9 protein-coding genes are annotated in these 12,958 nt (G+C 75.1%); 7 read left to right on the forward strand and 2 right to left on the reverse strand.

The genetic code is table 11. The features are described 5' to 3' along the window. The first annotated feature begins 5 nt into the window (after positions 1-5). The gene (locus IF01_RS0101605) at positions 6-1,649 is read left to right on the forward strand and encodes a VWA domain-containing protein (protein ID WP_030391375.1); all 1,644 of its coding nucleotides are present in this window, start codon (positions 6-8) and stop codon (positions 1,647-1,649) included. Next, a complete protein-coding gene (locus tag IF01_RS46630; protein ID WP_030391376.1) occupies positions 1,636-2,358 on the forward strand; it encodes a hypothetical protein in 723 nt (240 codons plus the stop codon). Before IF01_RS0101605 ends, IF01_RS46630 begins: the two co-directional genes overlap by 14 nt. Positions 2,359-2,459: 101 nt before the next feature. Here IF01_RS46630 and IF01_RS41165 read toward each other — a convergent pair whose 3' ends face one another. Continuing rightward, positions 2,460-5,633 (reverse strand): helix-turn-helix transcriptional regulator, encoded by a 3,174-nt coding sequence (locus IF01_RS41165; protein ID WP_051754813.1) that lies wholly within the window; start codon positions 5,631-5,633, stop codon positions 2,460-2,462. Positions 5,634-6,356: 723 nt separating this feature from the next. Here IF01_RS41165 and IF01_RS0101620 point away from each other — a divergent pair. The 5 genes from IF01_RS0101620 (at position 6,357) to IF01_RS0101640 (ending at position 11,951) form a co-directional block, all read left to right on the forward strand. Next, positions 6,357-6,974: a helix-turn-helix transcriptional regulator gene (locus IF01_RS0101620; protein WP_051742222.1), complete on the forward strand. Its 618-nt coding sequence runs from the start codon at positions 6,357-6,359 to the stop codon at positions 6,972-6,974. A gap of 302 nt (positions 6,975-7,276) precedes the next feature. Further along, a complete protein-coding gene (locus IF01_RS0101625; protein ID WP_030391379.1) occupies positions 7,277-9,103 on the forward strand; it encodes a bifunctional metallophosphatase/5'-nucleotidase in 1,827 nt (608 codons plus the stop codon). Between the two features lie 121 nt (positions 9,104-9,224). Next, positions 9,225-9,665 (forward strand): hypothetical protein, encoded by a 441-nt coding sequence (locus tag IF01_RS0101630; RefSeq protein ID WP_030391380.1) that lies wholly within the window; start codon positions 9,225-9,227, stop codon positions 9,663-9,665. 382 nt (positions 9,666-10,047) lie between these two features. Continuing rightward, positions 10,048-10,974, forward strand: coding sequence for an NADP-dependent oxidoreductase (locus IF01_RS0101635; RefSeq protein WP_030391381.1), 927 nt, complete (start codon positions 10,048-10,050; stop codon positions 10,972-10,974). A gap of 44 nt (positions 10,975-11,018) precedes the next feature. Beyond that, a complete protein-coding gene (locus IF01_RS0101640) occupies positions 11,019-11,951 on the forward strand; it encodes an AraC family transcriptional regulator (protein WP_030391382.1) in 933 nt (310 codons plus the stop codon). 8 nt (positions 11,952-11,959) lie between these two features. Here IF01_RS0101640 and IF01_RS0101645 read toward each other — a convergent pair whose 3' ends face one another. After that, entirely contained in the window at positions 11,960-12,919 is a 960-nt protein-coding gene (locus tag IF01_RS0101645) for an LLM class flavin-dependent oxidoreductase (RefSeq protein WP_030391383.1), read from the reverse strand. Positions 12,920-12,958 lie beyond the last annotated feature (39 nt).

The following is a 12,958-nucleotide window of genomic DNA, read 5'->3' on the forward strand; positions in this document are numbered from 1 at the left end:
GCACGATGCGCAGGAGTGGTGTGCGGGGCCTGATAGCCGGTCTGGCGCTGCTGGTGGCGACGTCGGTGGCGGCGTGCACGTCGTCGCCCGCGCCGCCGCCGAAGACCGGGCCCAGTGATCCGCCGGCGGCCAGCGCGCAGCCGGGGGTGCTGCGGGTGCTGGCCGGCAGTGAACTCCAGGACCTGGCGCCGGTGCTGGAGGAGGCCCAGAAGGCCACCGGGGTGACGGTGCAGTTCGCCTGGACCGGTTCGCTGGACGGTGCGGACGCGGTGTCCGCGGGCCGGACCGACGGCAAGTACGACGCGATCTGGTTCCCGTCGAACCAGTACCTGCACCTGGACGAGGGGAGCAAGTCGAAGCTGCTCTCGGAGACGCCGATCATGGCCTCGCCGGTCGCGTTCGGCATCCGCTCCGCGGTGCTGGGCGACCTGGGCTGGGGCGACGGCTCCAAGGTGACCTGGGGCAACCTGGCGGAGGCCGCGTCCGGTGGCAAGCTGTCGTACGGTATGGCGGACCCGTCGCGGTCGAACTCCGGCTTCTCGGCGCTGGTGTCGGTGGCCTCGGCGTTCTCGGGCGCGAATGCAGCGCTGACCGAGGCGGATGTGCAGAAGGCGACGCCGCAGCTCAAGCAGTTCTTCACCGGCCAGAAGCTGACCTCGGGTTCCTCGGGCTGGCTGGCGCAGGCGTACAGCCGGGCGGAGCGGGGTTCGATCGGCGCGCTGGTGAACTACGAGTCGGTGCTGCTGTCGATGAACAAGACGCTGGCCGCCGACCAGCAGCTCACCGTGGTCCGCCCGACCGACGGCGTCATTTCGGCGAACTACCCGCTGACGTTGCTGAGTTCCTCGGCGCAGCGGGAGCGGGAGTCGTTCCAGCGACTCACCTCCTACCTGCTCAAGGAGGACGTGCAGAAGCGGATCTCCGAGCTGACGCTGCGCCGTCCGGTGACGGCGGGGGTGGCTCCGGCGGCTGGGCTGCCGACGGATCGGCGGCACGAGCTGCCCTTCCCCGGCACCCGGGCGGTGGCGGACGGGCTGCTGTCCTCGTACCAGAACGAGCTGCGCCGCCCCTCGCGCACGGTGTACGTGCTGGACACCTCGGGCTCGATGGCCGGGCAGCGGCTGAGCTCGCTGAAGTCGGCGATGGGCCGGCTGACGGGTGCGGACGACACCCGGGGGGTGCGGCGGTTCCGGGACCGCGAGGAGGTCACGCTGATCTCCTTCGCCTCGAAGGTGAAGTCGACGAAGACGCACTCGGTGCCGACCGGCGCGGGGGCGCAGCAGGAGCTGGCGTCGATCAACGGGGATGTGCAGGCGTTGTCGGCGGACGGCGGGACGGCGGTGTACTCCTCGCTGCAGGAGGCGTACCGGGTGATCCAGCGGCAGCAGTCGGCGGCCGGGGACGACCGGTTCACCTCGATCGTGCTGATGACGGACGGGGAGAGCAACGAGGGGGCGTCGGACAAGGACTTCCGGACCTTCTACGAGGGGCTGTCCTCCGCGCAGAAGGCGACGCCGGTGTTCCCGATCCTGTTCGGCGACGCCGCGAAGGGGCAGTTGCAGGGGATCGCCGATCTGACCGGCGGCAAGCTGTTCGACGGGACGGGTTCGTTGGACGGGGCGTTCGAGGAGATCCGTGGCTACCAGTAACGGTGGCGGGAACGGCTCCGGCGGGCCGGGTGGGCGGGTCTGGGCGTACCTGACCTCCGCCAAGCACTATGCGGCGGGTGCGGCGGCCGTGGCCGGGGCGGGGGCGGCGATCGGGCTGCAGAGTCCGGTGGCGCTCTCGGCGCTGCTGGTGGCGGGGCCGTACGTCGCGACGGTGGCCCTGTGGCCGCGCAAGCCGGACGAGCCGCCGGACGAACCGCCGGGCGGGGAGGGTCCGCCCGCGCCGCCGGTCCCCGAAGAACCGGAGCCGGAGTCGGAGTCCGGGTCGGGGCCGGAGTCCGGGCCGGAGTCGGGGCCGGGGCCGGCCGGGCGGACGTCGCCGCTGGGTGTCGCGCTGCACGCCCGGCGGGCGGCACCCCGGGCCGCGTCCCCGGCCGCGTCCCCGGTGTCGGCGGCACCTGCGGCGCCGCCGGCCCCGCCGATGCTCTGGCCCCAGTTGGAGGAGTTGGCGGCGTTCGTCGGCTCGGCGCCGCTGCCGCCGTCGGCGAACGTGCCGGGGCTGCTGGAGCGGCTGCGTACGGCCGGGCCGGGGCCGACCACCGAGCCGATCGTCCGGCGGCGGCTGCCGCTGGCGGTGGACGGCTATCTGCGGGCGCTGACCTGGCAGCCGTGGGCGGCGGACGGGGCCGACCCGGCGGCCGAACTGGCCCGGGCGGTGGACGAGATGGCGGCCCTGGTGCCGGCCTCCTGACAGCGTCGAGACAGCAGTCGTACGGCCCCGGTCCCCTGCGGACCGGGGCCGTTCGCATGTCCGGCCGGCCTCCGCCGCCCGTCCGTCGGGCGCCCGTCCCGTCAGGCCTCCAGCGCGCCGGGCAGTTCGAGCCGGCGCCGCACCCCCAGCTTGCGGAAGCTGTTGGTCAGGTGGGTCTCCACCGTCCGCACCGCGAGGTGCAGCATGGCGGCGATCTCGGCGTTGGAGTGCCCGGCGGCGGCGAGCCGGCAGATCCGCAGTTCGCTGTCGGTGAGCGCCTCCGCCCCGGCGTGGTCGCCGCGGCCGATGCGGGCGCCGGAGGCCCGCAGTGCCTCCAGTGCGGCGGCCCGCTGCCGGACGGCGCCGAGGCGTTCGGCGCGCCCGGCGGCCTCGCGCAGGGCCCGCCGGGCGGCGCCGCGCCGGCCGCCGTCGCCGAGCAGCCGGCCGTAGGTGATGAGGGCGGGGACGAGTTCGGTGTCGATCTCGGCGGTGCGCAGCAGTTGGACGGCCTCGGCGGCGAGGTCGAGGCCGTGCCGGCCGCCGGTGGCGGCGGCGAGGGTGCGCAGGGCGCGGCCGACGGTGCGCGGGGTGCCCCAGATCCGGGCGAGGCGGAGTTCCTCCTCGGCGAGGGCGACGGCGGGGCCGGGTTCGCCGAGTTGGAGGTGGCATTCGGCGGCGGCGGTGCGCCAGGGGGTGACGATGGGGCTGTGGACCTGGCGTTCGCCCTGGCGGCGGCCGCATTCCAGGAGGTCGGCGAGGGCTTCGGCGGGTTCGCCGGAGGCGAGCCGGAGGAGGCCGCGGGAGTAGAGGTACTCGTTCCACTCCCAGGAGTCCCGGGCGCGGTCGGCGGCGACGGCGCGGGCGAGGCCGTGGGCCTGCCAGAGCCGGCCGGTCTCGACGAGGGCGATGACGGCCTGGGCGACGAGGTGGGCGTTCTGCTGGCCGAGGAGTTCGGCGTAGCGGCCGGGGCCGGTGTCCTCGGCGGCGGGGCGGGCGTCGGGGGCGGCCTGGGCGGCCTGGGCGGCCGGGGTGCTCCAGGTGGGCAGCCGGGGCAGTCCGGGCGGGCCCCAGGGGGTGGGCGGGAGGGACTGGCGGGGGGGGGTCCGGTCGGTCGGGGTGGGGCCGGCGGAGGAGCCGGGGGCGGTGAGGGCGTAGTCCTCCAGCAGGGCCTGGTACTCGCCGCGCATGATCCTGGCCTCGGCGCGGACGCTGAGCAGGCACTGGTAGCCGGGGTCGAGGGGGCCGCCGCGGAAGGAGGTGAGGCCGCGGACGGCCAGTTCGTCGGCCTCGTCGAGCAGGTCGGCCCACTGGCAGAGGGTGGCGAGGGAGATCAGCAGGTAGGAGCGGCAGAGCGGGTCGACGGGGGAGGCTTCGAGTTCGCGGACGCGTTCGCCGACCTCGGTGGCGGCGAGCAGGCCGCTGGTGGCGTCGAACTCGGTGAGCAGCGCGTAGGCGGGCGGCGCGAGCCGGTGCGGGGTGCGGGCGGCGAGGCGTTGGAGTCCTTCGACGACCTGGAGCCAGCTGCGGCCGTCGTGGGCGGCGATCTGGGCGGTGGCGGCCTGGACGGCCTGCAGCACGTCCTCCTGGTCGGCGAAGCGGTGCGCCAGCTCGTCCATGAGTTCGATGGCGGCGGCGGTGTCGCCGCGGGTGGCGAGTACGGCGCCGAGGGTGCCGGCGGCGCGGAAGACGCCTTCGTCGGTCTGCTGGAGGTGGACGGCCTCGGCGAGGTGGCGCAGGCCGATGGTGCGTTCGGCGGGGCCGAGGGTGACTTCGAGGCTGCCGAGTTCGGAGAGCAGCAGTCCGCGTCGGCGGTCGCTGAGGGGTTCGGCGAGGACGCGGCGCAGCAGGGCGACGGCGTCGGCGGGGCGGTCGGTGTCGGCGGCCCCGCGGGCGGCGCGGCGCAGGGTGTCGGCGGCCCAGTGGGGGGCGGGGGCGGGGGTGAGCAGGAGGTGGCCGGCGACGAGTTCGTCGGGGGCGCCGGCGTGGTGGAGGTGCTCGGCGGCGGCGAGGTGGACGTCGGCGCGGTGGCCGGGGGCGTGGCCGGTGAGGACGGCGTCGGCGAGCAGGGGGTGGGCGAAGCGGGGCCAGCGGCCGGCGTCGGAGGTGTCGAGGTGGTGGTGGGCGGTGAGGTCGGCGAGCCAGCCGGTGAGCCGGCCGGGGTCGGCGGCGGCGAGGTGGGCGAGCAGGGGGACGGGGTCCAGCGGCGGGGTGCCGGGGGTGGGGGCGGCGTCGGCGGCGGGGTGCTCGTGCATCCGGGCGAGGACCCGGGCGGCGGTGACGGCGCGTTCGCCGGCGCCGTGCAGCCAGGTCTCGACGGCTTCGGCGAAGGCGCCGCCGGGGAGGGCGCCGCACCGCTCGGGGAGGGCCGGCGGCAGCGTCCGGGCCGGCGGCAGCGTCCGGGCGGGCGGCAGTGTCCGGGCCGCTGTCGCGGGGGGCACGGCGGCCTCGTGGCTGCCACCCTCCGCGCTCTCCCCGTCCTCCGCACCGTCCCCACCATCGCCGCCGTCCGCACCCTCGCCGCCGCCGTCCGCCGCCGCGAGGTCGGCGAGCAGCGCGGTGAGCAGCAGCGGGTTGCCCCCGGTGGCGCGGGCGCAGTCGGCGGCCAGGCCGGGGGGCGTGCCGGGTCCGAGCCGCTGTCCGGCGAGCAGGACGGCCGCCGGGGTGCCGAGCGGGGCGAGCCGCAGGGTGGTGGCGAGCTCGGGCGGCAGGTCGCGGGCGAAGCGGTCGGTCCCGCCGGTGAGGGTGGCCTGCCGGCGTTCGGTGGCCACCAGCAGGGCGGGCAGGCGGTCGATCCGGCGGGCGACCTGGCGCAGCCAGCGGCGGGAGGGCTCGTCGGCGAGGTGGATGTCGTCGATCGCCAGCAGCAGCGGGTGGTGGGTGCCGTGCAGCCGGAGCAGGGACCAGAGGGTGGACTCGGCGGTGTCGGGCTCGATGCCGCCGGCGGCGGCCTCGGCGGGGCCCGCGGCTGCGGGCCGGGGGGCCCAGGCGGTGTGGACGTAGGGGCCGGCCGGGGTCGGGCCGGTGTCGAAGAGCTGGCGGGCGGCCGCGTAGGGGGTGGTGGCCTCCTCGGCGGAGCAGCGGGCGCGCAGCACGGTGGTGCCGTCGGCGGCGGCCCGGCGGGCGGCCTCGGCGAGGAGCGCGGTGCGGCCGGTGCCGACGGCGCCGGTGAGCAGCAGGACGTGGCCGGTGCCGCGGCGGGCGCCGGCGGCCCGGTCGGCGATCAGCCGCAGCTGCGGTTCGCGGTCCACGAGGCGGGTGGACGTGGCGGTGCTCATCCAGGTGCTCCTCTTTGCCCTTCCCGGGTCTTCGTCGGTGTCCGAACGGGCACCGCCTGTCGTTCTACCGGGAAAACGGCTTGACGTACTAACCACGCGTTACTGGCGAGTCAGGTTTCCGCGCCCGCGGACGGGGTTTCCCGCCCGGACCGCTGCGGGCCGGTCCGGGCCGCTCCGACCGCCCGATTCGACGGTTTCGCGGTGTTCCGGCGGCCCCTCGACCCACCTCTCCGAACTTCCAGACCACCTGGGGGGCCGAAAACGTTGCCTCCCCCGATCGGCGGGGACCGCTCGGCGGGCCCGATCTCGTGGTGGACCACGATGGCCGGGAGCCTGCCCGGGCGGGAAGCATGGTGGTTGATTCCGGGGCACGGGCAGCGCTCCCGGATCGCCGTCGAAACGGTCGGCCGACCCGGGTGGGGCGCCACGCCCTGACGTTCGGGGTCCGCCGGGTGGCCGGCCGGCTTCTCCAGGAGGGGGCCAGATTTGACTGTTCTGCACACCGAGTACGACCGCCGGGGCACGGCGGTGGGGTCGTCCGGGTCGGCGTCCGCCACCCGTACGGTCCCGCCGCAGCGCCCGACGGCGTCCCGCTCGGTCACCACGAACACCCATGCCGTCGGTACCGCCGCGGCAGCCGTCCATCCGCAGGCCGCCGTCGCCGTCCGCGGTGCGGCCGGGGCCGGGCGGGCGGTCGCCGCGGCGGCCGCCCGCAGCTCGACGGTGCCGGTCGCCGTCCAGGCCGCCGATCCGCTCTCCCGGGCGGGGGCGGAGGCGCAGCTGCGCCGCTTCCCCGGGGTGGCGGTGGTCGACCCGAGCGGTGCGGCCGGTCCGGGCACGGTCACCGTGCTGGTCGCCGAGTCCGCCGACGCGGCCGCGACGGCGGCCCTGCGCCGGCTGGTCCGCGGTGCCGGGCAGCGGGTGGTGCTGGTGGTCGAGCGGCTTCGCGAGACCGAGCTGATGGAGGCCGTCGAGTGCGGGGTGGCGGCGATCCTGTGGCGACGGGAGGCGACGCCGGAGCGGCTGGGCCGGGCGGTGCTGGCCGCGGCCCGGGGCGACGGCGACCTGCCGGCCGACCTCCAGGGGCGGCTGATCGCCCAGGTGGGGCGGCTGCAGCGGTCCGTCCAGGGCATGCCGGGCCAGGCTCCGACGGGTCTGTCGGAGCGTGAGTCGGACGTGCTGCGGCTGGTCGCCGAGGGCTGGGACACCGGGGAGATCGCGGCCCGGCTGTCGTACTCCGAGCGCACCGTGAAGAACGTGCTGCACGGTCTGACGACCCGGCTGCAACTGCGCAACCGGGCGCACGCGGTGGCCCACGCGGTGCGCGAGGGCTACATCTAGGCAGCCCACGCGGTACGCGAGGGCTGCGTCCAGGCAGTCCCCGCGGTGCTCCGCCAGGAGGACGGCGGTGCTCCGCCGCGGTCCGGGCGGGCGGGTGCGGTACCCGCCCGCCCGGGTCACGAACGAGTCGCCAAGATCTCACCTGTTGGAAAGGTCCGGGGACTATCCGCCGGAGGGGAGCGCACGGCAGACTTCTACGCGCGTACTTCTACGCGCGTCAACGCGCCTTCCCGCCGTCACCGGCGGCGATCCCGGCCGTCGTTGACGGTCCGTTGCCGCCGTCCCCACCGGGAGAGTCGTCCATGCCCCTGAACCGCCGTGACTTCGTCACCCGGTCCGCCGCCACCGCCGCCGGAGCCGCCCTCGTGAGCGGCGGCGCCCTCGCCGCCGCCTCCCCCGCGGCCGCGGCCGGACCGGACGAGGCCCGCGCCAAGGGCCGGACCAAGCGCCAGGCCTTCACCGTCATGGGCACCACCGACCTCCACGGCCGGGTGCTCAACTGGGACTACTTCACCGACGCCGTCTACGCCGACAAGGCGCACAACGAGGTCGGCCTCGCCAAGATCTCCACGCTGGCCAAGCAGGTCCGCGAGGAGAAGGGCTGGGACCGCTGCCTGCTCATCGACGCCGGCGACACCATCCAGGGCACCCAGCTGACCTACTACTACGCCCGGGTCGAGCCGATCGCCACCGAGGCCGACACCGCGCCCGAGCACCCGATGGCGCTCGCCATGAACACCATGGAGTACACCGCCGCCGCGCTCGGCAACCACGAGTTCAACTACGGCATCGACACCCTGCGCGCCTACGAGGAGCAGCTGGACTTCCCGCTGCTCGGCGCCAACGCGCTGAACGCCCGCAACGACAAGCCGGCCTTCCCGCCCTACGTCATCCGCAAGGTGAAGCTCGGCAGCGGCCCGGCCCTCAAGGTCGGCATCGTCGGCCTGACCAACCCGGGCATCGCGATCTGGGACAAGGCGAACGTCGCCGGAAAGATGACCTTCCCGGGCATCGTCGAGACGGCGAGGATCTGGGTGCCGAAGGTCAGGGCCGCCGGCGCGGACGTCGTCGTGATCGCCTGCCACTCCGGCATGGACGAGGCCACCTCCTACGGCGACCAGTTGCCCTGGGGCGAGAACGTCTCGGTCGCGCTGGCCGAGCAGGTGCCCGGCATCGACGCCGTCCTGGTGGGCCACGCCCACAAGGAGATCCCGCAGCGCCTGGTCGTCAACAAGGAGACCGGCAAGAGCGTCGTGCTGTCCGAGCCGCTGTGCTGGGGCCAGCGGCTGACCTGCTTCGACTTCGAGGTCGAGCTCGACGGCGGCGCGTGGAAGGTCGTCTCGCTCTCCTCCCGGGTGCTGAACTCCAACACCGTCCCGGAGGACCCGGAGATCGTCGACCTGATGACCGAGCAGCACAAGAAGGTCGTCGAGTACGTCAACCAGGTCATCGGCACCGCCAAGATCGCGCTGTCCATCGCCGACGCGCCGTTCAAGGACACCCCGATCATCGACCTCATCGGCCGGGTCCAGGCCGACGTGGTGCGCGCGGCGCTGGCCGGCGGCCAGTACGCCAAGCTGCCGGTACTCGCCCAGGCCGCGCCGTTCAACCGCACCGCCGTCATCCCGGCCGGCCAGGTCAAGCTGCGCGACGCGGCCGGCCTGTACATCTACGAGAACACCCTGGAGGCCCGGATCCTGACGGGCGCCCAGATCAAGGACTACCTGGAGTTCTCGGCCAAGTACTACAACCAGCTCGCCCCGGGCGCGCCGGTCGACAAGGCCACCCTGACCAACGCCCAGAACACCCCGGACTACAACTACGACTCGGTGTACGGCGTTTCGTACGACATCGACATCGCCCAGCCGGTCGGCTCGCGGATCGTCAACCTCAGCTTCGAGGGCCGTCCGATCGACCCCACCGCCCAGTTCGTCCTCGCGGTGAACAACTACCGCGCCAACGGCGGCGGCAACTTCCCGCACGTCGCGGCCTCCCAGAAGGTGTGGGCCAACTCGGACGAGATCCGCAACGCGATGATCGCCTGGGTGAAGGCCAAGGGCGTCATCGACCCGGCCGACTTCGCCGCCGACTCCTGGCGCCTGGTCCGGGCCGGCCAGCCGGTCTTCTGACCGACCCGGTCCCACGGCCGGAACGCCCGACCGGCCCGCACGGCCGGAACAGCCCCCGGGGCCCGTACCCCGGGGGCTGTTCCCCCTTCCCCGCCCAACCCTCGCCGGTAGCCTGGCCCGTATGCGGACCACCATCGCCGCCTGGCCCCTGGACGCCCCGCCCCCGGCCGATGTGCCGACCGGGTTCCACATCCCCTGCGCCCGCGTCGGGCGGGACCTGCGCCACCTGCCGGCCGGCGCCCGACTGCCGGCCGGTGCCTGCTGGGAGCTCTCCGAGGAGCCCTGGTCCGGCTTCCTGCTCGGCCTCGGCAGCGCCCGAGGCCTGCGGTACACCCTCGAAGTGGACCCCTACCTGCCGCCCGGGCCGCTCACCGCGCTCGTCGCCGAACAGGTGCAGGACCACGTCACCGGCTACGAGTTCCTCCAGTGGCCGACCTGCCCCGGCCACGTCCACCTGCTGGTACCGGCCGCGGACCCGGACGACGGGGAGCGGGCCTGGTGGCACTGCCGGCGGTCCGGCCGGCCCCTCGTCCGCATCGGGGACCTGAGCGCCGACTCCTGAGCCGGACCGGCTCCGCCATCGCCTCCCGCTCGATCCGGGACGGCTCCGTCGTCCGGGCGGCCAGGGGCAGTTGGCGGCCCGGGTCGGCGGCAGCAGCCCGGTGTCGCCGTAGTGGCGGAGCTGTTCGACGCCCAGCCGGCAGAGCCGGGCGAAGCGCCCGACGGTGCGGAGCGTCCTGTTCGCGCACGCCGCCGCGGTGGACCCTCCCGCCGTGGGAGGGGCCACCGCGGGAGCCGTCCGAGGGACGGAACGCCAGGACGACCGGCCGGCGAGACGCTGGGACATCTTCCCGAGACCGCAGGATATTCAGCCGCGCGCCCGCCCTGCCTACCGTTGACCACGTCACCGAGAGCAGCACACCGCACCGACAAGGAGCAGTCCCATGCGCGCAGTTGTCCAGAAGTCCGTCGGCGGCCCCGAGGTCCTGGAGGTCGTCGAGACCGACCGGCCCGCCCCGCGCGGCGGCGAGGTGCTCGTCCGCGTCCACGCCAGCGGCGTCAACCCGGTGGACGTGGCGGTCCGTTCGGGCGCCTACCCGCTGCTCGGCGAGCCGCCCTTCGGCGTCGGCTGGGACATCTCGGGCGTCGTCGAGGTGGCCGGTCCGGGTGCCCGGTTCAAGGCCGGCGACGAGGTGTTCGGCCTGCCGTTCTTCCCCCGGGCCGCCACCGGCTACGCCGAGTACGTCGCGGTGCCGTCCCGCCAGGTGGCCCGCAAGCCCACCGCGCTGAACCACGTCGAGGCCGCCGCGCTGCCGCTGGCCGCGCTCACCGCCTGGCAGGGCCTGGTGGACGCGGCGGGCCTGTCCGAGGGGCAGCGGGTGCTGATCCACCGCGCGGCCGGCGGCGTCGGCCACCTCGCCGTCCAGATCGCCAAGGCCCGCGGCGCGTACGTGATCGCCCTGGCGAGCGAGCCCAAGCACGAGTTTGTGCGCGGCCTGGGCGCGGACGAGGTGATCGACTACCGCACCGAGGGCTTCCTGTCGGCGGTCGGCCAGGTGGACGTGGTGCTCGACTCCTCCTCGCAGGGCACCGCCTCGTTGGAGGTGCTGCGCGAGGGCGGCGTCCTGGTCTCGATCATGGAGCACTGGAACACCGCGCTGGCCGCCGAGGTCGAGGCCGCCGGCCGCCGGTTCGCCGGCATCTCGGTGGAGCCGGACTACGCCTCGCTGGAGGCGATCGCCGAACTGGTCGAGCAGGGCCGGATCCGGCCGCACATCGCCGAGACCTTCCCGCTGGAGGAGGCCGGCAAGGCGCACGAGCTGATCGCCACCGGCCGCACCCAGGGCAAGATCGTCCTCACCGTCGCCTGAGCCGTAGGGTTCCGGTGGAACACGTACCGACCGGGGGAGGCGGCATGGACATCCTGACCGAGGCACTGGGTTCGATGCGGACGGGGCAGCCCGCCTCCGTCCGCACCGAGGGCCGGGCCCCGTGGGGACTGCGGCTGCCCCCGGTCGCCGGCGCCGGGTTCCACGTCGTCCTCTACGGGACCTGCTGGCTGGTGCCGCTGGAGGACGACACGGCCGAGCCGATCGCGCTCAGCCCGGGGGACGTGGTCTTCCTGCGGGACGGCCGGGGCCACGTCCTCGCCGACCGGCCGGACACCCCGGCCTTCCCCGAGCAGCCCTCGCAGTTCCGGCCGAGCCTGCCGATCGGCACCGTCACCGTCGGCGGGGACGGGCCGCGCACCAGCCTGCTGTGCGGCAACTACCACCTCGACCAGGCGCGCCCGCACCCGCTGGTGCGGCAACTGCCGGAGATCGTCCACCTGCAGACCCGGCACGGCCGCCACCCCGAGCTGAGCGCGGCCGTCCAACTCCTCGGCGCCGAACTGGAGAACCCGCGGATCGGCTCGGCCGGCATCGTCCCGGCGCTGATCGACTCACTGCTGCTGTACATCCTGCGGGCCTGGTTCGAGGAGCAGCCGCCCGCCACCGCCGCCGGCTGGGCGGCGGCGCTCGGCGACGCGGCGGTGGCACCGGCGCTCACCGCGATCCACGAGGCTCCGTCCACGCCGTGGACCGTGGAGTCGCTGGCCGGCCGGGCCGGCCTCTCCCGGGCGGCCTTCGCCCGCCGGTTCACCGCCCTGGTCGGCGAGCCGCCGATGGCGTACCTGACCCGCTGGCGGATGACCACGGCGGCCCGCCTGCTGCGCGAGTCCGAGGCCCCGCTCACCGCCGTCGCCGCGAAGACCGGCTACGGCTCGGAGTACGCCTTCGCCAAGGCCTTCAAGCGCGAGTTCGGCCTCGCCCCGGGCGGCTACCGCCGCGAGGCCCGCACGGCCTGAGGGCGGGCTCAACCCTTCCCGTGCGCGTCCCCGACCGCTTCACCCGCTTCACCCGCTTCGCCCCCGACCGCCTCCCGGACCGCCGGGGCGACCTCCCGCGCCCACCGGCCGAGGGTGACCGGGTCCGGCGAACCGTGGTCGGCGGCGAAGAGGGTGAAGCCGGACGCGCCGTGCTCCAGCACCGCGCCGGTCAGCTCCTCCACCCACTGGCCCACCGAGCCGCCGAGCCACCTGCCGTCCGCGTCGCGGGTCGCGGCGAGCGGCCGGTCGGTGATCCGGCCGGGCAGGTTGTAGACGGTGCGGATCTCGCGCGGGTCGCGTCCGACGGCGGCGGCCGCCTCGTCGACGACCGGCCGCGAGGTGCGGTAGCGCTCGCTGAGCCAGTCCGCCGCGTGGCCGGGGATCCAGCCGTCGGCGACCCGGCCGGTGGCGGCCAGCGACTTGCGGCCGTTGGAGCCCGTCCACACCGGCGGCGCGGCGACGGGCGACGGCTCGATCTCCCGGACGCGGTAGTGCCGCCCCTCGTGGGTGACCGGCGGGCCGCCGCCCGACAGCCGCTTGACCAGCACGATCGCCTCCTCGAAGGCCTCCACCGCCTCGCCCGGGGTGAGCCGCTCGACGCCCAGGTCGGTGATCCGGTCCCAGATCCCGCCGGCGCCCATCCCGAGCACCACCCGCCCGCCGGACAGCGCCGACAAGGAGGTGACGGTCCGCGCCAGCATCGGCGCGGGCCGGCTCGGCAGGTTGGTGACGTTGGCGAAGCCGCTGATCCGCCCGGTCCGCCCGAGCAGGAAGCCGAGCGCGGCGTACGCGTCCACCCGCCCGCCGACGTACGGGTGGTCGGACAGCGAGAAGTGGTCCAGCCCGTCCCGGTCGGCCTGCTGGACGACGTCCAGCAGGCTCGCCGTGCCGGCGAGGTCCCCCGGCGCGCCGAATCCGAAGACGACGCCCGCGTTCCCGATGCTCATCGTTCCCCCAGAAGCAAAAAGGAGCTGAAGTTCGTAGCA

The organism is Kitasatospora purpeofusca, from assembly GCF_000718025.1.
GTDB lineage: Bacteria > Actinomycetota > Actinomycetes > Streptomycetales > Streptomycetaceae > Kitasatospora > Kitasatospora purpeofusca.

Excerpts from the sequence above, each read along its gene's own strand:
- IF01_RS0101605 (WP_030391375.1), top strand. The coding sequence starts at position 6 with ATGCGCAGGAGTGGTGTGCGGGGCCTGATAGCCGGTCTGGCGCTGCTG.
- IF01_RS41165 (WP_051754813.1), bottom strand. The coding sequence starts at position 5,633 with ATGAGCACCGCCACGTCCACCCGCCTCGTGGACCGCGAACCGCAGCTG.
- IF01_RS0101625 (WP_030391379.1), top strand. The coding sequence starts at position 7,277 with ATGCCCCTGAACCGCCGTGACTTCGTCACCCGGTCCGCCGCCACCGCC.
- IF01_RS0101630 (WP_030391380.1), top strand. The coding sequence starts at position 9,225 with ATGCGGACCACCATCGCCGCCTGGCCCCTGGACGCCCCGCCCCCGGCC.
- IF01_RS0101635 (WP_030391381.1), top strand. The coding sequence starts at position 10,048 with ATGCGCGCAGTTGTCCAGAAGTCCGTCGGCGGCCCCGAGGTCCTGGAG.
- IF01_RS0101640 (WP_030391382.1), top strand. The coding sequence starts at position 11,019 with ATGGACATCCTGACCGAGGCACTGGGTTCGATGCGGACGGGGCAGCCC.
- IF01_RS0101645 (WP_030391383.1), bottom strand. The coding sequence starts at position 12,919 with ATGAGCATCGGGAACGCGGGCGTCGTCTTCGGATTCGGCGCGCCGGGG.